Annotated in this window: 27 protein-coding genes; 9 read left to right on the forward strand and 18 right to left on the reverse strand. The window is 58.1% G+C overall.

The window, feature by feature from the left end:
* Together SLH49_RS20650 and SLH49_RS20655 are read left to right on the forward strand one after the other, a co-directional pair.
* Nucleotides 1–1064: imelysin family protein (locus tag SLH49_RS20650; protein ID WP_320271038.1), on the forward strand; the 1064-nt coding region annotated here is incomplete at its 5' end.
* A gap of 1 nt (nt 1065) precedes the next feature.
* A complete protein-coding gene (locus SLH49_RS20655) occupies nt 1066–2124 on the forward strand; it encodes a DUF1513 domain-containing protein (protein ID WP_320271039.1) in 1059 nt (352 codons plus the stop codon).
* A gap of 3 nt (nt 2125–2127) precedes the next feature.
* Here the strand turns inward: SLH49_RS20655 and SLH49_RS20660 are convergent, their stop codons facing one another.
* Genes SLH49_RS20660 through SLH49_RS20685 form a run of 6 tightly spaced genes read right to left on the reverse strand, consistent with a single transcriptional unit; the run spans nt 2128 to nt 4484 of the window.
* Entirely contained in the window at nt 2128–2481 is a 354-nt protein-coding gene (locus SLH49_RS20660) for a type II toxin-antitoxin system RelE/ParE family toxin (RefSeq protein WP_320271040.1), read from the reverse strand.
* On the reverse strand, nt 2468–2740 hold the full coding sequence (locus SLH49_RS20665) for a type II toxin-antitoxin system ParD family antitoxin (protein ID WP_320271041.1): 273 nt from the start codon (nt 2738–2740) through the stop codon (nt 2468–2470). The genes SLH49_RS20660 and SLH49_RS20665 overlap by 14 nt, the downstream gene beginning before the upstream one ends.
* A 46-nt stretch (nt 2741–2786) precedes the next feature.
* Nucleotides 2787–3248, reverse strand: coding sequence for an Rrf2 family transcriptional regulator (locus tag SLH49_RS20670; RefSeq protein ID WP_320271042.1), 462 nt, complete (start codon nt 3246–3248; stop codon nt 2787–2789).
* A 48-nt stretch (nt 3249–3296) separates the two neighbouring features.
* Nucleotides 3297–3782 carry a hypothetical protein gene (locus SLH49_RS20675; RefSeq protein WP_320271043.1) on the reverse strand — a complete coding sequence of 162 codons (486 nt, stop codon included), beginning with the start codon at nt 3780–3782 and terminating at the stop codon, nt 3297–3299.
* The gene (locus SLH49_RS20680; RefSeq protein ID WP_320271044.1) at nt 3779–3991 is read right to left on the reverse strand and encodes a hypothetical protein; all 213 of its coding nucleotides are present in this window, start codon (nt 3989–3991) and stop codon (nt 3779–3781) included. The genes SLH49_RS20675 and SLH49_RS20680 overlap by 4 nt, the downstream gene beginning before the upstream one ends.
* A complete protein-coding gene (locus SLH49_RS20685) occupies nt 3984–4484 on the reverse strand; it encodes a hypothetical protein (RefSeq protein WP_320271045.1) in 501 nt (166 codons plus the stop codon). The genes SLH49_RS20680 and SLH49_RS20685 overlap by 8 nt, the downstream gene beginning before the upstream one ends.
* A 346-nt stretch (nt 4485–4830) precedes the next feature.
* Between SLH49_RS20685 and repA the strand changes: the two genes are divergently transcribed.
* The 7 genes from repA to SLH49_RS20720 all read left to right on the forward strand — a co-directional run bounded on the left by repA (nt 4831) and on the right by SLH49_RS20720 (nt 11991).
* Nucleotides 4831–6015 (forward strand): plasmid partitioning protein RepA, encoded by a 1185-nt coding sequence (repA, locus tag SLH49_RS20690; protein ID WP_320271046.1) that lies wholly within the window; start codon nt 4831–4833, stop codon nt 6013–6015.
* Nucleotides 6015–7007, forward strand: coding sequence for a plasmid partitioning protein RepB (gene repB, locus SLH49_RS20695; RefSeq protein WP_320271047.1), 993 nt, complete (start codon nt 6015–6017; stop codon nt 7005–7007). Before repA ends, repB begins: the two co-directional genes overlap by 1 nt.
* Before the next feature lie 204 nt (nt 7008–7211).
* Nucleotides 7212–8516 carry a plasmid replication protein RepC gene (repC, locus tag SLH49_RS20700; RefSeq protein WP_320271048.1) on the forward strand — a complete coding sequence of 435 codons (1305 nt, stop codon included), beginning with the start codon at nt 7212–7214 and terminating at the stop codon, nt 8514–8516.
* Nucleotides 8517–8559: 43 nt separating this feature from the next.
* Nucleotides 8560–9738, forward strand: a complete 1179-nt coding sequence (locus SLH49_RS20705) for an ATP-binding protein (protein WP_320271049.1) — start codon at nt 8560–8562, stop codon at nt 9736–9738.
* A gap of 48 nt (nt 9739–9786) precedes the next feature.
* Entirely contained in the window at nt 9787–10257 is a 471-nt protein-coding gene (locus tag SLH49_RS20710; protein WP_320271050.1) for a GNAT family N-acetyltransferase, read from the forward strand.
* 145 nt (nt 10258–10402) lie between these two features.
* Complete coding sequence (locus SLH49_RS20715) at nt 10403–11224, forward strand: GNAT family N-acetyltransferase (RefSeq protein WP_320271051.1); 822 nt, start codon at nt 10403–10405, stop codon at nt 11222–11224.
* A gap of 113 nt (nt 11225–11337) precedes the next feature.
* Nucleotides 11338–11991 carry a protein-S-isoprenylcysteine O-methyltransferase gene (locus SLH49_RS20720; RefSeq protein ID WP_320271052.1) on the forward strand — a complete coding sequence of 218 codons (654 nt, stop codon included), beginning with the start codon at nt 11338–11340 and terminating at the stop codon, nt 11989–11991.
* On the opposite strand, the gene SLH49_RS20725 is transcribed toward SLH49_RS20720, so the two are convergent.
* The 12 genes from SLH49_RS20725 to SLH49_RS20780 all read right to left on the reverse strand — a co-directional run bounded on the left by SLH49_RS20725 (nt 11988) and on the right by SLH49_RS20780 (nt 23045).
* On the reverse strand, nt 11988–12815 hold the full coding sequence (locus tag SLH49_RS20725) for an alpha/beta hydrolase (protein ID WP_320271053.1): 828 nt from the start codon (nt 12813–12815) through the stop codon (nt 11988–11990). The two genes, SLH49_RS20720 and SLH49_RS20725, sit on opposite strands and share 4 nt — an antisense overlap.
* Nucleotides 12816–12892: 77 nt before the next feature.
* A complete protein-coding gene (locus SLH49_RS20730) occupies nt 12893–13717 on the reverse strand; it encodes a (2Fe-2S)-binding protein (RefSeq protein WP_320242284.1) in 825 nt (274 codons plus the stop codon).
* Nucleotides 13718–14053: 336 nt separating this feature from the next.
* Nucleotides 14054–15010, reverse strand: a complete 957-nt coding sequence (locus SLH49_RS20735) for an ABC transporter substrate-binding protein (protein ID WP_320271054.1) — start codon at nt 15008–15010, stop codon at nt 14054–14056.
* 60 nt (nt 15011–15070) lie between these two features.
* Nucleotides 15071–16033 (reverse strand): ABC transporter substrate-binding protein, encoded by a 963-nt coding sequence (locus SLH49_RS20740; protein ID WP_320271055.1) that lies wholly within the window; start codon nt 16031–16033, stop codon nt 15071–15073.
* 69 nt (nt 16034–16102) lie between these two features.
* Nucleotides 16103–17056, reverse strand: coding sequence for an ABC transporter substrate-binding protein (locus tag SLH49_RS20745; RefSeq protein ID WP_320271056.1), 954 nt, complete (start codon nt 17054–17056; stop codon nt 16103–16105).
* A 71-nt stretch (nt 17057–17127) separates the two neighbouring features.
* Nucleotides 17128–18090 (reverse strand): ABC transporter substrate-binding protein, encoded by a 963-nt coding sequence (locus SLH49_RS20750; protein WP_320271057.1) that lies wholly within the window; start codon nt 18088–18090, stop codon nt 17128–17130.
* Between the two features lie 28 nt (nt 18091–18118).
* Nucleotides 18119–19078: an iron-siderophore ABC transporter substrate-binding protein gene (locus SLH49_RS20755; RefSeq protein WP_320271058.1), complete on the reverse strand. Its 960-nt coding sequence runs from the start codon at nt 19076–19078 to the stop codon at nt 18119–18121.
* Nucleotides 19075–20043: a sucrase ferredoxin gene (locus SLH49_RS20760; protein WP_320271059.1), complete on the reverse strand. Its 969-nt coding sequence runs from the start codon at nt 20041–20043 to the stop codon at nt 19075–19077. The genes SLH49_RS20755 and SLH49_RS20760 overlap by 4 nt, the downstream gene beginning before the upstream one ends.
* A gap of 6 nt (nt 20044–20049) precedes the next feature.
* A complete protein-coding gene (locus tag SLH49_RS20765; protein ID WP_320271060.1) occupies nt 20050–21144 on the reverse strand; it encodes an ABC transporter substrate-binding protein in 1095 nt (364 codons plus the stop codon).
* Nucleotide 21145: 1 nt separating this feature from the next.
* Nucleotides 21146–21349 (reverse strand): hypothetical protein, encoded by a 204-nt coding sequence (locus SLH49_RS20770; protein ID WP_320271061.1) that lies wholly within the window; start codon nt 21347–21349, stop codon nt 21146–21148.
* Nucleotides 21346–22062, reverse strand: coding sequence for a hypothetical protein (locus SLH49_RS20775; protein ID WP_320271062.1), 717 nt, complete (start codon nt 22060–22062; stop codon nt 21346–21348). Before SLH49_RS20775 ends, SLH49_RS20770 begins: the two co-directional genes overlap by 4 nt.
* Before the next feature lie 5 nt (nt 22063–22067).
* On the reverse strand, nt 22068–23045 hold the full coding sequence (locus SLH49_RS20780; protein ID WP_320271063.1) for a hypothetical protein: 978 nt from the start codon (nt 23043–23045) through the stop codon (nt 22068–22070).
* Between the last annotated feature and the right edge of the window lie 49 nt (nt 23046–23094).

The raw sequence follows: 23094 nt of genomic DNA on the forward strand, positions 1-23094 counted from the left end.
GTTATCGAGATGTCGAAAGAAGACCGGGACGCGCTGATCCGGTTTGTGGAGAGCCTATGAAACACCTTCTTGCCGCCAGCGTTCTTGCCATCCTGCCCGGCTTTGTGGCGGCCCAGAGCATCACCGCTGATATCGTCAACAATCACGTCCTGCCCGGCTACGATGCTTTGGCAGAGGCAGGGAAGGCCCTGTCGGATGCCGCCGCGACGGATTGCGCGGCAACCTCCAACCCGTTGCGCATGGCCTATGGCGCCGCTTTTGATGCCTGGATCGCTGTCAGCCACATGCGCTTTGGTCCATCGGAGACCGACGACCGCGCATTTGCACTTTCCTTTTGGCCCGACAGCCGGGGTGCGACGCCCAAAGCGCTTGGCACCCTGCTTCGCGATGAAGATCCCATCGCGCAAAGTGCCGATGCCTATCGCGACATGTCCATCGCAGCACGCGGGTTCTACGCGATGGAGTTCCTGCTTTATGACGAGACGATCAGCACAGCAGGCAATGCAGGCTATCGCTGCCAGCTTGTCCAGACAGTGGCCGCGGACATCGCCAATCTGACGCAAGACATCGCCAATGATTGGGACGATGGTTACGCAGCGCTACTGACCAACCCATCCGGTGATGGCATCTACCGCACCGATCTGGAAGCGATGCAAGAGCTTTTCAAAGCGCTCACAACCGGCCTGCAACTGACGTCAGAGGCGCGGTTGGGCCGCCCCTTGGGTACCTTTGACCAGCCCCGCCCCCGCCGGGCCGAGGCCTGGCGCTCAGGCCGCTCCGCGCGGCATGTGGCCATCGCCATTGAAAGCTTGGCCGATCTTGGCAGCCGCCTTTCTGCCGATGATCCCGCGTTGCAGGAGAGCCTGAATGCCGCCTTCACGCGCGCGCTGACACAGATCGCCGCCCTCGATGATCCTGCCTTCGCCGGTGTCGCGGACCCTGCGTCACGCATCAAGGTGGAGGCGATCCGCAGCCGCGTTGAAGAAATCCGTGCCATCGCCGAAAACGAACTGGGCCCGAGCCTTGGGGTGGCATCAGGCTTCAACGCCCTTGACGGCGATTGAAATGGCGAACCGGCGGCAGTTCATCGCCGGGCTTCTGGCAACCGGGCTCTCGCCCGTGCCAAGCTGGGCTGATGCGGGCTCGCCGGCCCTTTTGTCAGCGGCCTTGCGCGATGACGGAACCTACGTTCTTTGTGGCATCAGCGACGCGCTGCAGGTGCTGTTCCAGATTCCCTTGCCCGCCCGTGGGCACGCGGCGGCAGGCCATCCAACAAGACCGCTTGCCGTGGCCTTTGCCCGCCGTCCGGGGCGTTTTGCCCAAGTGATTGACTGCAGCACAGGACAGCCAAGGGCCACACTTGATGCGCCACAGGGCCGCCATTTCTACGGGCATGGTGTCTTTAGCCAGGATGGCGCATGGCTCTATACAACCGAAAATGACTACGACACAGGCGCGGGCCGTGTTGGGGTCTGGGATGCCGCCGCCGGATTTGCCCGCGCAGGCGAGTTCGCCAGTGGCGGGATCGGCCCGCATGACATCAAACGCTTGCCCGACAGCGACGTCCTGGTGGTCGCCAATGGTGGGATCGATACGCATCCTGACAGCGGACGGACCAAGCTGAACATCCCGACCATGCGACCTAACCTTGCCTACATCGCCGATGGCGAGGTGGTCGAAACGGTGGAACTCGACCAAATCCACCACAAGAACTCAATTCGGCATTTGTCGGTCGCGCAGAACGGGACGGTTGCCTTTGGTATGCAATGGCAAGGCGACACCCCTGCCTCGCCACTGGTCGGCTTGCATCGACGCGGCACCGCCCCAAAACTGACCCATACAACCGAACGTCAGATGCAGGGCTATGTCGGCAGCATCACCTTCACCGGTGAGGGTAGGCAGATCATCGCAACATCCCCGCGTGGCGGTCGTGTGCAGCGTTATGACGCAAAAACGCTGGCGTTGCTTGACCAAGTGGACCTGACTGATGCCTGCGGTGCGGCTGCGACTGCAGACGGCGCCATCATCACCACCGGCACCGGTCAGCTGGTTGATCTGCTGACCCAACGCAGCCGGGACACGCCATCACTGCAATGGGACAATCATCTGGTGTCATTGGGTTAGCTACTACGGCGCTTTGCGGTCCAATATGCGCACCATCATATGCCGGATATGATCCTGTGCGCCGAAAAACACCGCCAAGATGCGGACGACTTCCGTTTCCGCATCGGGACGAAACCAAAAGACCGCGTTATTGCGTCTGACAAATCGAACATCCGGCACGATGTCATGGAGCAATGTCCCCTGGAACGGCAATTCCGCCAGTTTTTCCGCGTCGGCTTGAATGGCTCTGATGCGCACTGCGGCACGGTCCAGCGCGACATCGCCCGGATCGCCAAAATCAACATAGGCTGCAAGCAGATGATCGAATATCAGCGCGAAGTCGTGTCCGACATCCGCCGCAAATTCAATCCGCCACACGGGCGCTTTGTCTCTGGGCAATCATCATATCAAGTTGCTGACGCATCGTGTCTGCATCTACGAATGCACCTGCCGCACGTTCTGCCAGGATAGCCTTTAGCGCGGCAGTATCTGCCATTTCAGCCTCGGTTTGCTGCCGTAACAGATCAAGACCTTTCTGGATCACTGCGCTGGCGCTGGCATATCGACCTTCGGCCACCAAATGGCGGACAAAACTATCCTGCTGGTCGGTTAAAGATATAGAGGATTTAACGGTCATAACGGAATGGTAGCACCCAGTAGCACCAGCCGCAACCCATGTTTTCTCAGGTCTGATCCACCAGTTCGAACAACGCCGGAACCGCCGGACATGGGGCCAGATCGTTGCCAACGACGTCAGACAACCGCGCCTGATGCAGGAACACATAGACATGCGCGCTCAGTCCCTCCCAAAGCCGATTGGCCATGGATTGCGCCTGTGAACCAGAGGCCCCGCCCGACACCCCTGCGCCGGTATGCAACGCCGATACGGTCTCATCCACTGCGGCCAGAATATCGACAACTCGGATATCTGATGGGGCCTGCGCCAGCTGGTACCCCCCAGCAGGTCCGCGGGCCGAGACAACCAGTCCAGCACGGCGCAGTTTCACGAAAAGCTGTTCCAGATAAGTCAGCGAGATATCCTGACGCTTGGACAATTCAGACAGATTGACCGGGTGACTGCGCGCCTCCAATGCCAGATCAGTCAAGGCAACCATGGCATAGCGGCCTTTCGTGGTCAGCTTCATATGGCCTCCTCCTTTTCTAACCCTGCGCAGCTGCTGGGATGAGATCAATCATGTCACGGCGCGCAAGACCGGGCGCTTTGTTCGCGCGGGCCGTGCCGCTGTCGGGTCGAGTGTCGTGGCAAGCGACAGACCCGTCCGTACAACTGCCGCCTTGACCGAACCGCCGGTCAGATGGGCGATGATGGTGCGGGCGTGGTCAGTCTTGTCAGCGCGCATGGCCGCGATTAGCGCCAACAGCTCAACCTCATCTGTCGTCAGGTGTTTGCGCGCGTCTACATCCAGCGGATCGTTGTAGCGTAGCGGCACCGGTCGGTTCAGCAAAACGGCTGACAGGAACGTTTGCACAGCGTTGGCAATAGCCAGCCCCCTTGCTTCCCCCCAAGTGCCCGTCGCTGTGGCAAAGCCGGTGCGCCATCCCAGTGTTTCTGGATGAAGGTAAGCGTTTAGAAAATGACGCATCACCGGTAGCAGCGCCTTGCTGGCCGCATCAAGCTGCTCTGCGCGCGGGGCCATATCGGCATGCATGGCCTTCATGCCTTTTTCCTGGCTGCGGCATCGCATTGTCGGAATAGAGCGATGTCCTCTGGCAGGTCGTCCGGTGCAATCTCAGGGATTGGACCTGCTCTTTTCGCCGGAAACCGTATGTCCGCTTCAATCGCGGCGCGCAACCGGGGGTTCAGGCCCACACCGGTCCGCTGGGCGAACGCATCCATGGCCAACAGATCAATCAGAGCTCTAGACATCGGCAGGCACCTCGGCAGGCATTTGCGCCATGGGCAGCATCACCGACAACCGCGTGATCGCGCCCAGGCTTTGGGTGATGTTGTTCCCTTCGCAGAGCATCATCAATTCCGTCTGCGCGCGACCCGCATTTCCGCGACGTACCGCCTGCAGCGCGCCCATCAGGCGTCGCTCATGTTCGCTGACAATGGCAGCACAGCCATCGCAGACCGGTGAGTTGAAATGAAAGACAGATCGCCGTGCCTCGCGCACGCTGCGCAAAACGTCGACAAGGCGCGCGGCGATGATCGGTCCTATCTCATCACCGAAGGCTGCTTGGGCAATATCGGATGCCCTGAGCCATGCATGCGATTGCGGGCTTGCAAAGGATTGAAAAAAGAAACGCGCAATCGTGAGGATGTGATCCTCTGTGTAATCGAACCGTGCATCGGTGCGCAGGATTTCTTTTTGGTCAGGGCGCCGACCACAATGGGACTGGCTTTTGGATTGGTGCATGTCGAAACCTTTTTTGCATCAGGATGGCGTCCTATCTGGCAATTCTGAAATCAGGGCTCGACAAGGGCGATATGATCTTATGCTGTATCCTGACTGTTTTAATAAGGAAAAATCAAGCATCTTTTTTGGCGGGCTTTTGGTTGGGCTGCTCGCCGGAATAGCACGGTCTTTACTCGAATTGCGGCAGTTGCAGCTCGTCATTCCGGGCCGGTAACCGCTATATCTTGACGCATGTCCCTGCCCCGCGCCAAATTGTGGACAATTTCCTTGACTTAGCATGGTGAATCACGCCCTAACTGTTTTGAAGTTGCGCAAATAAGCAACAAAGAGCGGGAAAACAGCAACCATGTTCCAAACAGGACCGATCGCCGCGGGTTCGCAATCCGATGTCACTCGCGAAATGGCCGAGCGGCTTGGCACTGCGCTGTCCACGCATTTACAACAGGTTTACGCCCCAGATCAGCGTAAGAGCTTGCGGTTGTTCAGTGCAACCGAGGTGGCAGAGCTGTTGGGTGTATCGGGCCAGTTTCTGCGTAAAGGCCATGCCGATGGGTCATTACCAGAACCGGCAGAGAATAGAAATGGACGCCGGTTTTATACCGGAGCTGAGATCTGGCAGATGCGCGAGGTTTTGGAAGCGTCCTCTCGCTCGCCAGGGAAGTATCTTCCGGGGCGGCGTGAAGGTGACAAACTGCAGATTATCCAGTTGATGAACTTCAAAGGTGGCTCGGCGAAATCGACGGCTGCGATCCATCTGTGTCATTACTTTGCGCTGAATGGCTACCGCGTGTTGGCGGTGGATCTTGATCCGCAGGGCAGCCTGACGGGCTTTTGCGGGCTGCAGACCGAATTGGAGTTTGACGGCCCGACGGTCTATGACGCGCTGCGCTATGAAGACCCCCTGTCCTTTTCGGACGTGATCGTTGATACGTATTTTCCGGGGCTTGATCTGGCCCCTGCCCGCCTGATCCTGAGCGAGTTTGAAACTGAAACGGCGGTGAATGCCGGTCGTGGTACTGCGTTTTTTGAGCGGCTCGCCGATGTGATTGCGCCAGTTGAGGCTGACTATGACGTCGTGATCATCGACAGCCCCCCTGCCCTCGGGTTTCTGACGCTGACCGGTCTTTATGCCGCGACATCGGTGATTGTGCCGATGACGCCCAGCATGCTCGACCTCGCCTCGACCCAGCAATTCATCGAAATGACTTCGGCCTATCTGGGTGTGATCGAGGATACGGGCGTGCGCATGGATCAGGACTTCTTTTCCTTTCTGATCACAAGAGATGACCCAAGCGATATTCCAAGCCAGCAGATCGTGTCGTTGATGCGCGCGCTGTTTCAGGATCGCATCATTGCGTCAACGGCCTTGCGCAGCACGGCCATTGGCGATGCGGCGATGTTGAAGATGTCGATCTATGAGGTGGCGCGGTCCGAGATGACGCGCAGCACCTATGATCGCGCACGTGCCAGCATGGATGCGGTTGGGGCGGATGTCGCTGACATGGTTCAGAAAGCATGGGAGCGCACATAATGGCACTCGACAAGAACAAGGCCGGCATCATGGCGGCGATCCAGGCGGCAACCGAAGGCAAAGCGCCGTTGAAGAGACCAAAAGCAAAACAGGCGGAACCGGACGTTGCGGCGCGTGCGCATCGGTCGTTGCCACGGGGTACGGTTGGGTCTGTGCGGGCAGGGCTTGGTGGTATTCAAGAGATTGAAACGGCCCTGATCCTGCCCTGGGGGCCAGCGGATCGATTGGAGTTAACAGCTGTTCACTCTGACGGAGAAGAGGTGCAGGACCTGGCCGAAAGCATTCGTACCAGCGGGCAGCAGGTGCCGGTGCTGTTGCGGCCAGCGCCGAGCCAGGACGGCAAGTTTGAGGTGATCTATGGCCGCCGCCGTATTTTGGCCTGTCAGCAGCTTGGTGTTCCCGTCAAGGCGCTAATCCGGACGCTGGACGACGGCGCAGCGCTCATGGCCAAAGGGCTGGAGAATGCGGCGCGCGTTGATCTGAGCTTTTACGAACGTGCCCGCTTTGTGAAGGCGATCCTTGATCAGGGGCATAGTCGGGACGCGGCGATGCAGGCCTTGTCGATCAGCAAAAACTCCCTGTCGCAGTTTGAGCGTGTCGCGCGTTTGATCCCTGATGCAGTTGGTATTGCGATCGGGGCTGCGCCGGCTTCTGGGCGTCCAAAGTGGATGGCACTTGCGGCAGCGTTGGAAAGTGAAAAGTTGACGCAGGATGGGTGTTTGGCAGTGCTTGCGAAGTTGCCTGTGGAGACCACGTCAGATGAGCGGCTACAGGCGATACTGCAAACGCTGTCGCAGCGCGGTGCGGATGACGCGCGACCGATAGAGCGGTCTCCAGTTGCGGGGACGGCGGTCAAGACTACGAAATCATCATTGACGCTGACTGTCAGACGTCATGGTGAAACGAGAGAATTTGCGGACTGGATCGATGCCAATATCGACCGTCTGCTGCAGGAATCCTACGAGACCTTCAAAAAAGAGGCCGGAGGATGAGCGCGGGTTAACAGCTGTTAACTCGCAAAATGAGGTGATGAGCAGACAAGGAGGATAACGCATAAGAAAACCCCCGAAACCGGGGTTCCGAGGGCTAAGCGCGAAAGCGCAGATTGTTTTGACACTGCGATCATAGCACCCCGCGAATCACCGGACAACAAAAAACGCCCTTGGGCGAACGGGTTTTTGAGGCGTGCAAACAAAATGGAACATGTTGGAACAGGCCCGCAAAGGGCAACTGCGTCGTCGGGGGCGCAGAACAACGCTGGCTGGCGCAAAGCCAGCGCAGGTTTGATCAATGCGACGCGTTTGGCGGATGAAGGTGCGGCACAAGAGGTGACAAAGACACGCGCTGTGGTCGCTGCAAAGCGTGTCGGGGCACATATCGGGCTGAAGGCCGCAGATCTTTTACTGCTTGATACGCTGGCGGCCTTCACACAGCCGCAGGATTGGACCGAAGGACAGCGCCCGATCGTGTGGGCGTCAAACGCCTATTTGATGGATCAGACCGGGTTTTCGTTGTCGACGCTCAAGCGGCATGCGCGGCGTTTGGCGGAAACCCGGATGATTTCGTTCGAGGATAGCCCTAATGGCAAACGCTGGGGTCGCCGAGACGCCGAAGGGTTCATTGTCGAGGCTTATGGCTTTGATCTGTCGCCGCTTGCAGCGCAGGTTGAAACATTCGAAGCAATCGCCGCCGAGCTGGCGGCTGAGCGGGCCTTGTGTCAGCGGCTCAAACGCAAGATCACGGTTCTGCGGCGGAGCATCCGTGCGCGGCTTGTGGCGGCGCAGGAGGCTCGGCAACAGGGCAGGGGGTGGATATCCCTACAAAAGAGCTTTGAAGCGCTTCTAAGCCGCCTTCCAGGCGCCAGAGTTGGGTCTGACGCATTAATGGCGATGGCGTCAGCGCTTTCTGAGTTGCTGCAGCAGGTTGAGGCGCTTGTGTTTGATAAGAGTGAACCTGTTCCGCACTCGATATCGCCGCAACAAAATTCTACAAAAATGAACCCCAGAGAGGCCATTTCTGAACCGCACATACTAATTACAAGTGAACTTCATTCTGTAAACAGTAATTCCTTAGAAAATAAGGAAGGCGAAACCGATGCACCCAGACCGGCAAAGGTTGCTCATGATGCGCCAGCGGGCGAGATAAGCAACGCAAAAGTAATGCTTGGTGTTGAACTGCCAGTCCTCTTACAGGCTTGTCCTGAATTTGCCTCTTGGGCGCACAACATGGGTGGCTATCTGCGGGATTGGAGTGACTTTGTGCGCGTTGCGGGCGAACTCAGGCCTATGATTGGGGTATCAGACCACGCCTGGACCACCGCGCAGCAGCAGATGGGTAAGATACAGGCCGCGGCCGCGCTCGCACTGGTATTTGAGAAAGTTCATAGCGGCGAAGTGAACTCTCCTGGTGGATATCTGCGGGGTATGGTGGCAAAAGCCGAGGCAGGGGAGCTGCATTTGGAGCGGAGTTTCTTTGGGCGCTTAAATGGTATCGCGGCGTGATCTGTCTCTTGAAACCTTGCAAATATTCCATGTGATGGCATAAATGCAAGGTATGATCGCGCGACATCACCTGAACCGTCTTGAAACGGCGCTTGCAACCCAGGCTAGCGTTGTGCTGCTTGGCCCACGCCAAGTGGGGAAGACAACGCTCGCACAGGACATCGCAGAAGCCCGCGATGCCGTCTATCTTGACCTGGAGCGGGCGGCAGATCGGCAGGTATTGGCAGAGCCGGACCTTTATCTGGACGAACAGGCGGGCAAGCTGGTTGTTATAGACGAAGTGCAGTTGATGCCGGGCCTGTTTGGCGCGCTGCGAGGGCAGATCGATCGGCGCCGGCGGGCAGGGCATCGGACAGGGCAGTTTTTGCTGCTGGGGTCAGCCTCAAACACACTGTTGCAGCAAAGTGCGGAATCCCTTGCCGGGCGCGTGAGTTATCATGAGCTGACACCATTCATGCTGGACGAAGTGGGGCAGGGGGCCTTGGCGCAGCTTTGGCTCCGGGGCGGGTTCCCAGACAGTTTTTTGGCGGCTGATGACCGCACGAGCCTCACCTGGCGTGACGATTTCATCCGCACGTATCTGGAACGCGATATTCCGGCCTTTGGTCTGCGCATCCCTGCGGAAACCTTGCGCCGTTTCTGGACAATGCTGGCACATGAACAGGGCGGGTTATTGAATGCGGCCAAACTTGCCGCTGGCCTCGGCGTCTCTGGCCAAAGTGTGGCGCGGTACTTGGATCTTTTGGTCGACCTTATGTTGGTTAGGCGCTTACCACCCTGGCACGCCAATACCGGAAAGCGGTTGGTCAAATCACCTAAGGTCTATATCCGCGATGCCGGTCTCACCCATGCGTTGTTGGGAATTGAAACGACAGAAGCCTTGCTGGGCCATCCTGTTGTCGGCGGATCCTGGGAGGGCTTTTGCATCGAAAACCTGATCGCAGCTGCCCCTCGGGGAACAGAGGCGAGCTTTTATCGGTCATCTGCCGGGGCAGAGATTGACCTGATTTTGAAACTGCCAGACGGCGCATTATGGGCGATCGAGGTCAAGCGAACGACCAGCCCGAAAGTCACACGCGGGTTCCATATTGCCGCAGAGGAACTGAACGTGACTGAACGATTGCTTGTCTATGCCAGTGACCGCGCAGTGCCGGGGCAGGGTGGTGTGCGGGCCATGCCGCTTAACGAGGTGATGAAGCGGCTGAACTCTGCAACCAGATGACTATTTCTGGCATGTTTTCAATGCATTATGATATAAACAGACCGTTCGATGTTACGCCTTGCTGATCCAGCAGATATCCCTCTGATCCAGTCGATCCTTAATGCGCCAGAGAATTGGGACAAGTTGGAAGCCTATTCTGAAGACACCATTTATGCCGCGATCGCTGGCGCGCAGAGCAAGGTTCTTATCTGGGACGAAAATGCGGAACGGTGCGGGTTTTGTTGGCTCACCCAGACAGCAAAAGGGACAAAGGTAGAAGAGTTCGGCGTCAAAATTCAGGGCCACGGGGTAGGGGGCCGTTTCTTTGGGCCGGTGTTGGACGCTGTGACCAGAGACGGCTTGCCACTGCCAATCTGGCTTGCGGTCGCTGCGGACAATTCCGGTGCTATCCGTTTTTATAAGCGGTTTGGCTTTGTGCATTCGACATTGCGCAAATCCGTCTGGCACCGTCGTAAAGGTCCGATTGCTGATGCACTGATCATGGTCTATGCGCCAGATGACACGCGTGTTCATGATTGACAATCAGTGCGCCAATAATAGCCTGTGACGGCCCCAGTCAGATCATTAGCCAGGGCGTCAACGCGGATGATGTGGCGATGAAACTGACGATCAATGTCCCTCCAGAAACGATACATCTGACTGCGGTGTCGGCATGACGACACGCATGGATACGAAAACCGACGTTGTCCCATTAACGCGAGAGGATGTGTCTGCCGCAGCGGCCCTGTCCGCGACGTTTGGTTGGCCTCATCGGCAAGAAGACTGGGCGCTGATGCTGCGGATCGGGGCGGGATTGAAAATCCAGCGTGATGGCGCGCTGGCTGGCACAGTGATGTGGTGGCCGCTTGGGGCTGATGCGGCGACTTTGGGCATGGTGATGGTGCCAAAACACCTGCAGGGGCAGGGGGGTGGAACAAGACTGATGCAAGCGGCTTTGGCGGCCAACACCGGCAAGACGCTGCGATTGAACGCGACGCCAGAGGGCATGGCGCTTTACCAGGGTGCCGGGTTTCGCGATGTGGGGGTGATTTGCCAGAACCAGGGTATTGCGCGGGGCACAGGCGAAACCAGCGATGCGGTTCTTGCAGGGCGCTATGTCGCCTCGCAGATCATGCAGTTTGATCAAAGGGTCACCGGTTTGCAACGCTCCCACATCTTGGAAACGCTGGTCACGGTTAGTGACGTTGCAATATCAACGGATGCGTCGGGAGAGTTGGCGGGTTACGCGCTCTGCCGCGCGTTCGGAATGGGCCGTGTCATTGGTCCGGTCGTCGCATCTGACACTTTGACAGCAAAGGCGCTTATTGCACTCTTCCTTGACCGCTATACGGGTCAGTTTTTGCGGATAGACACGCCCGCCATGCATGGCTTGTCGCCGTGGTTGGCTGCGCATGGCCTCATCGAGGTTGAACCTGCCACAGCGATGCGGATTGGTGCAGATGATCTACCGCCTGCCTTTGCTTTGGCCAGTCAGGCATTGGGCTAACATGGTTTGCAGAAGGCAAATCGGTATTTGAGAATCGTTCGCAAGTGAGGTATGTCAAATTACGCGCCAGCCATACTGCGCCAGCCATCGGAACAAAGCGTTGGAGAACGACGATGGTCGGCAATCTGGTTCCTTATCTGATCATGCTTGCAGCAACAGGTTTCGCACTTTTGCGCGACGCGCCTTATGCAACACCTTTGTTCATCGTGGTCATGGCCGCATGGTACACGGTCCGCATGGTACTGACGCAAGGGGCATCGCTTGAGGTCAAGGAAGAGCGCGATGCCAAGCGCGAACGCCCACTTGCCGGGGTTGTCGGTGTTGGGATGATTTTCCTCCCGCTTTTGACACTGGCGACGCCATTGCTGGATTTCGCGGCCTACACGGCTGTGCCCGGTCAGTTGGCCATCGGAGCAGTTGTGGCAGTCATTGGCGTCTATCTGTTCTGGCGGTCCCATGCTGATCTGGGTCCGATGTGGTCGGCGCATCTAGAAGTTCGTGAAGGGCATCGTCTGATCACGCATGGTATCTACAGCCGGATCCGCCATCCGATGTATAGCGCGATTTTCCTGATCACGCTTGGGCAGACTCTGATCTTAACCAATTGGATCGCGGGGCCAATTGGCTTGGTGGCATTTACCGCGCTATATCTGATCCGCATCGGCCCGGAAGAACGGATGATGGCTGACCAGTTTGGGGCTGCATGGGCGAACTATGCCGCAAAGACGCCACGGCTTGTGCCGCGATGGGCAACCGGTGCGCGCTAGTTGTTGAGTGAATCCAAGAATGTGCTCACCAGTCGATTGAATTGTTCTGGCTGTTCGCGCATGGGCCAATGTCCAACATCAAGCACCTCCAGTTTTGCGTGCGGCATCTGCTTTGCCGCCATCTGAACGGTTTCAAGAGGAACGAGAGCATCTTGCGCCCCGTGAATGAAAAGAGTGGGTTGCGCGATGCGATGGAGGTCTTCCCTGTAAAATGAGCGGAGGCGCCTTGCGGTCATCTCGCCCCGCTGAAAATGCGTGAAGGGCGTGCCATTGTCTGCTGACGCAAGTACGTCGCTGACCTCGGCAACAAGTTCAGGCGTCACCTTGTTTGGGTCAGCAAAAAGTCCTGCGACAGCGCGCCGCAGCAAACTGGGATATCGTCGCATCGCTGCGTATGAGATGGCATTCAACGGCAATCGCGTCAGTAAGAACGACAACAGGTGATATGGCGCGCGGGGGGCCACGCCATACGTACCGACCGGTATCAGCGCGTTGACGCGCATTGGGTGGTTGATCGCTGACCAAAGCGCGGCACCACCCCCCATTGAGATACCGACCATGGCAGCGTTGTCGATTTTCTGGTGATCAAGAAACCGCATCAGCCAATGCCCGATATCGGCAATTGTGTAGGGTCGCCCTAGCGCTGCCGAACCGGCATAGCCGGGCCAGTTTGGGGCGATGACATGGTAGTGTTTGGCCAATTCAGGTGCCAACAGCCGCCATGACAGGCTTGCGCAATCAAGACCGCCGCCATGAAGCAATAGAACGGTTTTATGATGATCCGATCCAACCTGCAGAAAGGTTGCGGGTCCAGAAGAAAGCATGATGGTCTGCCGCGCGAAATCAGGCATATTTTGAAAGTCCCACCCATCATTTGACTGCCGCAAGTAGATGACTTCGCCTAACCTTCTGTGCGCGTGCGGCGCAGGTAATTGCGGTAGCGTTCGCGGCGGCTTTCGTCGGATCGTAGCACGCAGGTCGTACAGTAGTCAGCGTCCTCTCTGGGTGCCGTGTAGTAGCGGCAACAGCCACCGCGTACGCGCATCCAGTCGCCTGTCTCCGGTGCCTCTGGCAGGTCGATCCATGCAAAATCTGTCTGTTTGTTGAAAAGTCTGGAGCTTTTGTCGCGTATGATGTTCCGTGCATGGGACATCGCCAGATCTGTCTGGCCTATCGCGCGACCATGCTCAAGGAACGCTGCCGCAAGGCTGTCCGCGACAAGCCGCCAGAGGGCTGCGCGCGACAGTCCGGATAGTACATAGAGCCGATCGATTAATGGCGTATGGATTTGCTCCAGTGTCGTGGCCAAGCCGGGCAGGGCGGGCATGTCGACAAAAGCGGCCCGATCCGGATCGATATGGACGTCGAACGCAAGGCTGACGCCTTTCTCTCCGTCCTCCTCCCAATGCACAAACCGTTGCATCAGGCTGACCGCTTCTGACCTTGCGGCGGCCAGCCAGAGGCCGCGCAAAGCCAATCCGGCGAGTGGTTCACAGATGCTCCAAGACACTGTGCCCATCAGGTAGGCTGCCGCAAGTTTCGCGTCACCACCCGGTTCATCCAAAATGGCATCGGCCATCAGACGGCGCACGCAATCATCGGATAGGTTTGCCATGTTCACGCCAGAAGACGTGGCGCCGGTCAGATGAAGAACGGGCGAAAAATCACCCTCAAGCGGGACAAGCGTTGCTGCTGTCGTCTGTAGGTCGCGGGGAATATGGGTCATTCGATCACGGGGTCTCTGTTGAGCCTACTTTGGCCAGTGATTTCGGTGAAGGCTTCCATGCGTAGATGGCCTGCGCGCCTTCCGAGTGCGTGAACGCCTTGAAACCTGTCTTACCGTCCCGGGCAGGGGCGACAGTCATCAGTGGGGTGGGGGCAGCAGCAAAGGTCAGCCGTCTCATCGAACTCTCCAGATGTGTTTTCAGAACTAGCTTGGATGTGGAAGGTTCGCTGGCTTGCCCGTGGGCACTATGACATTTTCCGAGTATTTCTGTCGAGAATAAATGGAGATGTCAGGTTGAGACATTGCCGCGCACCTGACGCGGTGCGCGGCGTGACGCTATTCTGGCTGTAAAAACGGGTTGGACAGCACAGTTGTAAGCATAAAGATCGCCCCGCCGACTGCATCGTAAGACGGCGTTGTGATCTCTTCGCGCGGGATGGGGATCAGGCGGCCCTGCTGGCAGGCGCTCAGGACATCGCAAAAACCCGGAAACGCGCCCTCCATCGCGTCAATCGCATCCTGCGGGATTTGGCCACGATCCGTCCGATAAGTGGTGAATACCCAATCTGCGTCAAAGGCCTGCAGTTCTTCGGCGGAGTAGGTGGGACAATCCCCAGCTGCAGGATTATTGGGGTACGTTACAGGGTTGAGCCCGGCATCTTGCAAGATGAGATCAAGGTTCCCGTAGGGTGTGCAGGTCCAGAAACCGTCCGAACCGCCATGAATGATGGCATAGGACGTATCGTCAGGCACCAGCGACGCTAGTTGCGCAATTTGCGCATCGTAGCGGGCGCGATTGGCAGTAAGTGTATCGCCTTTGTCAAAAAGCGCGGCATAGAATTCCTGCGCCTCGTGCAGTGTCGAATCCGTGAAATAAGTCACCGTTGGCGCGATCAGCTTCAGTTGATCTATGCTGACCTCGTCCTGCCAATCCGGCCAGATGATCAAATCAGGGTTTAGAGCGGCAACAGCCTCAAGATCGACCGGGTTATCACCGACAAAAGCGATGTCTGAGTTGCCAAAATCCACGCCTGTGGATGTGGCCGAGGCGCGGATGATGGGTTCTCCCCCATCGGGCAGCGTGCCCTGACTGCCGACTGGCATGACGCCAAGCTCGATCATCGGAACCGTCACGTTTTTTGAGCCAAGCGATACGATACGCTGCGGGTTTTCGGGAATGCAGCTTTCGCCCTGAAGATGGGTGAAGGCGCGGAACCCGGCGTCACAGTCAAGCGCCGAGGCGGGTGATGCGGCCAAAGCCGCAAGCGCGGCAAAGCGTATGGAATTTCTCATTCACTGTCCTTTCCTGATGAAACGGTTGGCATGCCTCATGGGGCTGGCTTGCGATATGTCTTACTCCGCGACCAGATCGCGGTTCAGGTCGTGCTGCAGCAGGACCGCGCTGATCTGATCCAACCCGTTCATCACCTTTCCCCAGGCGGAGCCGACCATGGTTGACCCGTTCAGCTGGTATACTTGGCCCGCTTTGCCTACTTCGGTCGCTCCGACCAGGGGATGCGCGAGGAATTCGTCATGCGAACTGCTGAAGCCCAGATTGTCCGCATCAAAAACCAGTTGGAACATCACATCTGCATTGTGATCGCCGATCGTTTCGATCGATCTGTATTCGCGCTCACTGCCCAAGCCTTGCTCGGCAGCCGGGCGTATGGGGTCCAGACCACGCAGGATCACGCCCATCGCTTGCGTGGGATTGGCCGGGTAGAACTGCCCATCGTCCAGACGCGCTGTAAGGAACGAAACGGTTGTTGCGGACAGTGCTGGTCCTAGTGCGTCGCGCACCTCGGCGATGCGGGCGTTCAGTTCGGCCTCAAGCTCTTTCGCGCGGTCGGTGCGATTGACGAGGTCGGCGAATTGATAGAGCGCGTCAGGCAGCGGTTGGTCGAACATGTCGATGACAACGACCGGGGCAATATCACCGTAGAGCTCTGGCGCCTCTGGCGGCCAGGGTGACGCGACGATCAGGTCAGGCTCCATCGCGGCGACCTCTTCCACACCTGGAGGGCCGCCATAGGTGCCAACCCATGTGATCCCGGTTGTGTCGTAGCCTTCCATGCGGCGAAAGATGTTTTCACCATCCTGCGTCGTGGCACCTGCGGAACCGACCGGCCACACGCCCAATTCCATGAGCGGCAAGAGCGCGTTTTGGTCCTGCAAGGTGACGATCCTTTGCGGATCGGCGGGAATGCAAGTTTCCCCAGCCGCATGAATGAAGGGGCGCATTCCGGTCTCACATTCCAGGGCGAGCGCTGGTGTGGCGGTCAATGCTACGGCGGCCATGATGTGACGTGGTTTCATCGTCTGTCCTTTCTGTGACAAGAAAGGCTGGCTAAGGCGGGGAGGGTGCCTTTGGCTGGCTGGTGCGGGTCAGTTAAAGTCGCGTCCGGCGGTCAGCAGGGTCAACAGCTCAACCGACCGGTTGAGGCTTTCGAACGTGTAGCCGACCATGATGTCCCGTTCGTACCAGAACAGATTGCCCGATTTCACGCCATCAAGCTCTCGCCAGAAGGGTGCAACGCTATCCCATTGGTCGGCCAGCATCGTCTCGGTCTGACCCCAACGTGGTGCGATACTGGCCAGCATCAGATCACCATCAAATTCCTGAACGCGTTCGACGCTCATCCCGTTGAACCCCTCAGTCTCTTGGGCCTGCAGGGCGGGTTTGCTAAAGCCGATATCGTTGATGACTTGATCAATTGCACCCCAATTGGGGTAGTACCACAGGCCGTCATCCCACATATCGAAGCGGGAGACGACAATAGCGCCAGGATCACCGATCCGGGCTTTGGCTGTGTCGATACGGGCCTGGTAGGCGGCACGCTCGGCCTCGAATGTTGCTGTCATGCCCGCCGCATCGGCCAGCCACTCCATATGGTCAAAGTAGGCCATGTCATCAGGGATCACGATGGCCGGTGCGATGGCCTGAAGTTGATCAATTGCGTCCTGCTGGTAGGTGCGCAGAATGATCAGGTCTGGCCCGGCGACCGCAACAGCCTCAACATCGAGTGGGTTATGGCCGCCAAGGTCGATCAGGCCGGTGGCCTCCACACTGTCATAGCCAAAGATGTCCGCGGCACCCCGTACCCATCGTGGTCCGCCTTCGCCATCGCGTGAGATCGTCGCAAATACCGGTGCTCCCATATCCATAAGGGGTGTTGTGATGCTATCATCGCGCAGGCTGGCGATGCGCTGTGGGCTTTCGGGGATACAGGTTTCGCCAAGTGCGTGGTCGAAGGCACGGAAACCTGCGCTGCAGTCCAGTGCGAAGGCCGGGGCGGCAGCGAATGCCAGCAGGCTTGCGACGGTCAATCTGAATCTCATTGATTTCTCCTTGATCGTGACGTGCTGGCTTGCCGGAAGCGGCATGGCTGGCGAATACAGGTTGAGGCGCGCTATCGCGTAGCGGCCCGTGTGGCGATTTGGCTTGAGATAATGTCCAGCGATGCATTCAGCGCGGCGAAAGTTGGTGCGCCCGCGGGTTCATAGGGCATGAAGATCAGCCGCCCATCAGCGCAGGCGGGCAGCAAATCACACCAATTCTGGCTGAAATTGTTAAGGTGCCCGATTTGCCAATCAAGTTCGCCCCAATCCGAACCCGTGAAGTAGGTGACAAAGACATAATCGGCATCGAGGTCCAGAAACCGCTCATAACTCACCTTGTCCCCAAAGTCGGGACCGGTTTCCTCTAGCTCCTGCGTGATTGCGTTCGGCACCATGCCGAGATCGAGAAGCACGGTCGTGACCGCATAGAGCCCGTGATAGGTCCACACCCCGTCCGCATCCGGTTGCAGGACAGAGAATGTGCTGCCGGGCGTGATGTTCAGCGTTTCAATCGTTTCCGTGATCCGCTGTTCATACGCGGCCTTGCGGGCGGCGAGGGTCTCTTCCATGCCCATGGCGCGCGCGATGGAGTTTTGAACGAACCATGGCTCGGATTTCTCTTCGACAACGTAGACCGGGGCAAGTGCTTCGAGTTTTTCAAGCAGGTCCGCCTGATAGGCACCGGCAAGTATGAAATCAGGTTCGGCAGCGGCGACAGTTTCAATATCGATTTCCCATTGGCTGCCGAGGAATACCAGATCACCTGCGGCGACGCTCATCCCGTAGGTATCCAGCAGACCGCGCACGAAAGGCGTTCCGGCCTCAGTAATGCGCCCGGCACTGCCATAGAGATCGATGCCGAGGTCGATCAGCGGCAGCGTAATCGAATTGTCATCAAGCGAGACGATCCGCTGCGGTTCCGCCGGGATCTCGACGATGCGCCCCAGATCATCTGTGACCGTACGTGTGTCTTGCGCCATGCCAAGCGTTGCGGAAAGGGCGAGGCCGACAAAAGCCATCAGAAGCATTCTCATTGAAGTTTCCTTTGCTGAGCTGTCTTGTTTACTCCGGGACAATCGTCGTGGGGTCACCATCAACTGCCGCCGCGATTTTCGGCTCAAGCGCGTCGAGAACGTAAGGCAGGCTCAGGAGTGAGCCATGGCTGAACGCGCCTGTTAGAATGCCATCCGTGAAGACCTCGCGACCCTCTGCATAAGCGCTGAGGGATGGGCGCAAGGCCATACGTTCAATCCGGTTACGCTGGCCCTGGCTTCCATCGGTGACCCAGATCAGCAAATCCGCATCGATGATCGGGAGCTCTTCTTCGGAAATGGTGATTGCAAACTCCCCATCATCCATGATCTCGTTTACTGCTTCCGGCGTTCGGAACCCTAGGTTCGATAGGATCAGTGGCCGTATATCGTCACCCGCATAGACTCCGGGCGAGCGACGCCAGTGATATGCAACGACTGCAGTTTTTCCCTGCCAATCGGGGTTGCGGGCGGCCATGTCCGCCATGCGGTTTTGCAGGTCTGCGACAAGCGCTTCCGCGATGTCGCGGCGTCCGGTCGACTCACCTGCGATTAGTGCCAGTTGGTCCCAGGTCAGGGCATAGTCGCCTACTCCTTCCGGCACGGCGATGACAGGTGCGATCTTCGATAACTGATCATATTCATATGCGGTAATCCCCGACCACAGAGCGATAATCACATCAGGTTCGCTGGCGGCTACCTGCTCAAAGTTCAAGTCACCCCGCAGGATTTCCGGACTCGACGTCAGCCGATCTGCAGCCCAGGGCCAGACGGCATCAGGAAAGTCGCCATACCAATACCGGACGGCGACAGGTTGGATACCGAGGGCGAGCAGATTGTCGGCACCGTTGTAGTCGACGCTCGCCACCCGCTTTGGCACTTCTTCGATGGTGGTGGTACCGAATTTATGAGTAATCGTCAGTGGAAACTCTTGGGCCAAAGCAGCACCACAGATCAAAACGGCCGTAATGGCGGCAAGAAATAGTCTCATATGCTCGTACTTTCTGTTTTAGATATTGGGACGATGCTGAGCACGTGGCCGGTCCAGATGGTTTTGGGTTTCAGTGGCTTCTTGGCCTTGAGATCGGAACAGGCGCCGTAGGAACTGATTTCGCCGGGATCACAGCGCACCAGAAGGTTGCCTTGTGATGTTTCCACGCGATAGGTGCGCTCTGGGCTGGAACCCGCAATCTCGACGACATGATGGCAAAGGGTGCCCGGAGGCAGGTGCTTCAGTGCGGCTATCTCGGCCACCTGTGCGGGTGCCTCCCGCATGCTGGAACCGCGAAAGGCTGGCAGGTAGGGCAGGTTCTGCGCCTCCGCCTGCAAGAGTGGCATCGCATCGGCGGGGACCAAACGCCCGTATTTTCGCCCGGCGGGAAGAACGAGCGCGCCGCCGGCGAAACGGCAGCCGCCCAGATGGGTTGCCTCCCAGACATCGAACACCCCTTCATGATCCGCCGCCTTTTCGGCGATGGCCTTATAAGCGGCAAAACCCCATTTGGCGCAGCAGGCATCATGTTTGCCATGGGTACAAACGAGGATCGTTTTGCGGGTGGTCGGTTGCGACGCAAATGATGTCAGGTCACCCTCATCAATGATGGCCCGGATCAGCGCGGGCAGATCGGACGGCTCAACCGTGAACTGCAATGCCTGTGGATATAGCAGCACGCAGGTGTTCTGATCCGATTTGCGATCAATCAGGTTGATGCGCCAGCGCGCCTCAACCGCTGCATTGATAGCCGCAATCAGCTCATCCGGCATGCCCGCTGCGATGCGCAATGAGTGCTCCCACCGGCCTTTGGGCCAGCGGATCAGAATGTTGCGCGCCTGATGGGCACCCCAACCGGCTAGCGGCTCTCCGGCGGCCAATGCGTGGCCTGTGCAGAACCGCTCCGGGTCCGTGACAATGCGACCGGTTTCGTCAGGCAGGTGGGCGTCGGCGGGCAGCGGCATGGGCGATCAATCGGCAAGCCATGCGGCGAATGGATTGGGATTGCCGGAGGCCCCCGCGGTGGTGCCCAAGACATGTTCATAGGCGAAGTCGACGACGCGGTGCGCGTAGACGATGTTTTCGCGGATGAATTGCTCCCCGTCACCTTGCGGGCGGATAACGCGGCCTTCGGCGACGACTGGAAGCGTTTGCCACAACGGGCTTTCGAGGAACGCGACTTCAATCTCGGGCTCCCACCCTGTCAAAACAAACAGATGGTCGACATCCAGGGTCTGCAGTTTTTCTGATGACATGGGATACCACCAGGCATTGCGTAGCTCTGCCGACGCTGCAGGTGATAAGATCTCCGGCCCCATTTGCATGCCCGCGTCTTGCAGGATCGATGCACCAAAGTTCTGCGATGTGAAGGTTTGCAGTGTACCGCCTTCATCCATGGTGCGGACAATGGCAAAGGTCGGTGATGTGTCCCCAAGATCATCCGCCAGTCTGGCAATGCGCGCATCAAGCGCGTCAAGCATCGCCTGGCCCTCATCCTCTTTCATCAACAGGATGGCCATGAACCCGTGCAGATCGCGCCATGTCGTCTCTTCCTCCCACTTGAGCTCAACAACTGGTGCGAGTTCAGCGGCCTTTTCGTTGTTGTCGATCTCGGTGAAAGAGACGATGAGGTCGGGGGCGGCCAATGTCATCGTTTCGATGTCGGATTGCGGGTAATAGCTGACATCAACGGCAGGTACATCATATGTCGCTGCAATACCGGGAAAGTTTCCCCGAAAGGACTGGAAATACCAATTGTCGATAACGCTTTCCTGTCCCATGGCGTAGGCGGCGACGATTTCTTCCATGGTAAATGCGATCCGCTGTGGCGCTGCGGGAATACAGACCGATGCGTTGAGCATTGGGTGGTCCAAAAGCCGTTGGTCGGCGGCGCAATCGGCAAAGGCCGGTGTGGCAATGGTCAGCGCGATGGCGGAGGCGATGTGTTTCATGGCGTTCATTCCTTTGCTCAGCGGTAATTGAGAGTGTTTCCCATCGGGGTGAAAAAGGCCTTCAGGCCACCAACTGACGACGGGAATGATCGGCGCAAGCGTGCGAGCGCTCATGTCAGTCTCCTTTCATAGGCGGGAAGAGTGCCCAGGCGATCACCGTGCCGTAGCCAAGGGTCAGTAGGATCGGCATCACAGCATTGGGAAGCGCGGCGGATGAGATGCCGATCAGGGCGGTGACGGCGAGCAAGCCAAGGTTCAGCCGTCGATCGGCCCAGAACATGCCTGAAAGCTCTTTGAGGATATCGCGCAGCAGGTTCATGGCGCGGCCACCGCGAAAGACAATCTGCGGATCAACAATCCGCTTAGCCCCGCAAAGAACGCGACAAGACCCAAAAGCGCCAGATCGCCACCGGGCCAGTCGCCGCCCAACCCCTCGGCCACCCAATAAGTGCCAAAGGCCGTCAGCATAACCCCGGTCCAGAACTTCAACGTATTATCAGGAACGCGTGACAGCGGCTTGCGCAGAAAGAACGCCGCAGCAAAGACGATCAGGCACGCGCTGATCGCGCCGGTGAGAGCGGGTGTCAGGCTGTTTGTCCCACCCAGGGCGAGCACGACAAAGATCACCTCTAACCCTTCCAGAAGCACAGCTTTGAAGGCGGCGATCCCCGCAACCCAATCGGCGATGCCGGGGCGCGCAAAATCCGCGCGGGCCGCGTCAAACTCCGCGTCGAAATCATGGCGCGCCGCTTGGCCCGCTGCCCGCAAGATCGACTTGCGCAACCAGCCCGCACCGAAAAGCAAAAGCAGCATTCCGACCACCAAATGCAGGGTATCGCGTGGGAGCAGGTCGATTAGTGGAACAAAGACGACGACAAGTATTGTCAGTACCAGAAATCCGGCCACCGCGCCGATCAAAACGGGCCGCCAACCGCGCGCCGAGGCCACGGCCATCAGCAGCGTGACCGTTTCAAGTGCTTCCACTACGCAGGCAAGGAAAGCGGCAAGAAAGACGGCGGCGGGGGCAGACACGCGCGTTAACCCCCAACGGCGGGTGCGTTAGCGACGTTGGTCGTGATCATCTGCACCAGCATGTTGAGCTGCGTGAAGCTGAACCCGGTCGCATATTCGCGCGGCAGCACAATGTAACGTCCGGCGCTGCAGGCCGTCAGAAAGTCGCACCAGCCGGGCACGGCCTCACCCAAGCGCGTCGCCGGGTCGGCCAAGGTATCCCCATAAGCGATAGTGTAGGTATCAAAAAGGTAATCGGCCTCAAGCTCTGGCAGGATTTCGGCGCTCACTGTTTCGCCCCATGCGACGCCACGATCCGCCATTTCTTGACCAACCGCGCTACGTTCAAAACCAAGATCACTCAGAACCTTGGTCAGGCCTCCATAGCCTGCATAGACTTCCAGGTTGCCATCCCAGCCCTGAATTTTGGAGTAGCTGACGCCTTTAACTTGCGGCAACGCAAATCGCGCGCGCTCCAGATTGGCCTCATAGATTGCAAGCCTTGCCTGCCATTCGGTCAAGAGCCCTGCAGCATCCGCCACGTTGCGGGGAAAAGCCATTGGGTCGGTCACGTCGTCAGCTATGAATACCGTCGGCGCAATCGCCTCATATTGGTCGGCCCATTCCATGTCGTAGTCGCGCCCGATGATCAGATCGGGCTGCATTGCGGCCATCGCCTCAAAATCCATGGCGTCCCAGGTGCCAGCATAGGCGATATTGGCATTCTCAAAGTCGAGGCCGAAAAGCAGATCAACCGAGCGCATGTAAAGGTTGCCGTCATCGTCTACCCGCCCATGCGAGCCGATGATCGGCGCTCCAAGCTCAACCAGTGTCAGCGTGACAGATTGATCATGCAGGCCGATGATGCGTTGCGGTTCTGAAGGAATACAGTTTTCGCCGCCCGCATGGGTGAAGGGGCGCAGCCCTGAATCACAGTCCAAAGCGAATGCGGGAATGCCCAGCGTGATCAGCATGGCCACAAGAGGGCCGGTGAGATATCTCATGTTTAACTTCCTTACTGTTGGTTCTGATGAAAAGGCCGGTCGAGGCTTC

The organism is Cognatiyoonia sp. IB215446 (assembly GCF_033963825.1).
Classification (GTDB): domain Bacteria; phylum Pseudomonadota; class Alphaproteobacteria; order Rhodobacterales; family Rhodobacteraceae; genus Yoonia.

Bases quoted from the DNA above. Each gene is read 5' to 3' on its own strand.
- SLH49_RS20655 (WP_320271039.1), top strand. From the start codon at position 1,066: ATGGCGAACCGGCGGCAGTTCATCGCCGGGCTTCTGGCAACCGGGCTC.
- SLH49_RS20665 (WP_320271041.1), bottom strand. From the start codon at position 2,740: ATGACCGTTAAATCCTCTATATCTTTAACCGACCAGCAGGATAGTTTT.
- SLH49_RS20670 (WP_320271042.1), bottom strand. From the start codon at position 3,248: ATGAAGCTGACCACGAAAGGCCGCTATGCCATGGTTGCCTTGACTGAT.
- SLH49_RS20675 (WP_320271043.1), bottom strand. From the start codon at position 3,782: ATGAAGGCCATGCATGCCGATATGGCCCCGCGCGCAGAGCAGCTTGAT.
- SLH49_RS20680 (WP_320271044.1), bottom strand. From the start codon at position 3,991: ATGTCTAGAGCTCTGATTGATCTGTTGGCCATGGATGCGTTCGCCCAG.
- SLH49_RS20685 (WP_320271045.1), bottom strand. From the start codon at position 4,484: ATGCACCAATCCAAAAGCCAGTCCCATTGTGGTCGGCGCCCTGACCAA.
- repA (WP_320271046.1), top strand. From the start codon at position 4,831: ATGTTCCAAACAGGACCGATCGCCGCGGGTTCGCAATCCGATGTCACT.
- repB (WP_320271047.1), top strand. From the start codon at position 6,015: ATGGCACTCGACAAGAACAAGGCCGGCATCATGGCGGCGATCCAGGCG.
- repC (WP_320271048.1), top strand. From the start codon at position 7,212: ATGGAACATGTTGGAACAGGCCCGCAAAGGGCAACTGCGTCGTCGGGG.
- SLH49_RS20705 (WP_320271049.1), top strand. From the start codon at position 8,560: ATGCAAGGTATGATCGCGCGACATCACCTGAACCGTCTTGAAACGGCG.
- SLH49_RS20710 (WP_320271050.1), top strand. From the start codon at position 9,787: ATGTTACGCCTTGCTGATCCAGCAGATATCCCTCTGATCCAGTCGATC.
- SLH49_RS20715 (WP_320271051.1), top strand. From the start codon at position 10,403: ATGGATACGAAAACCGACGTTGTCCCATTAACGCGAGAGGATGTGTCT.
- SLH49_RS20720 (WP_320271052.1), top strand. From the start codon at position 11,338: ATGGTCGGCAATCTGGTTCCTTATCTGATCATGCTTGCAGCAACAGGT.
- SLH49_RS20725 (WP_320271053.1), bottom strand. From the start codon at position 12,815: ATGCTTTCTTCTGGACCCGCAACCTTTCTGCAGGTTGGATCGGATCAT.
- SLH49_RS20730 (WP_320242284.1), bottom strand. From the start codon at position 13,717: ATGACCCATATTCCCCGCGACCTACAGACGACAGCAGCAACGCTTGTC.
- SLH49_RS20735 (WP_320271054.1), bottom strand. From the start codon at position 15,010: ATGAGAAATTCCATACGCTTTGCCGCGCTTGCGGCTTTGGCCGCATCA.
- SLH49_RS20740 (WP_320271055.1), bottom strand. From the start codon at position 16,033: ATGAAACCACGTCACATCATGGCCGCCGTAGCATTGACCGCCACACCA.
- SLH49_RS20745 (WP_320271056.1), bottom strand. From the start codon at position 17,056: ATGAGATTCAGATTGACCGTCGCAAGCCTGCTGGCATTCGCTGCCGCC.
- SLH49_RS20750 (WP_320271057.1), bottom strand. From the start codon at position 18,090: ATGAGAATGCTTCTGATGGCTTTTGTCGGCCTCGCCCTTTCCGCAACG.
- SLH49_RS20755 (WP_320271058.1), bottom strand. From the start codon at position 19,078: ATGAGACTATTTCTTGCCGCCATTACGGCCGTTTTGATCTGTGGTGCT.
- SLH49_RS20760 (WP_320271059.1), bottom strand. From the start codon at position 20,043: ATGCCGCTGCCCGCCGACGCCCACCTGCCTGACGAAACCGGTCGCATT.
- SLH49_RS20765 (WP_320271060.1), bottom strand. From the start codon at position 21,144: ATGAGCGCTCGCACGCTTGCGCCGATCATTCCCGTCGTCAGTTGGTGG.
- SLH49_RS20770 (WP_320271061.1), bottom strand. From the start codon at position 21,349: ATGAACCTGCTGCGCGATATCCTCAAAGAGCTTTCAGGCATGTTCTGG.
- SLH49_RS20780 (WP_320271063.1), bottom strand. From the start codon at position 23,045: ATGAGATATCTCACCGGCCCTCTTGTGGCCATGCTGATCACGCTGGGC.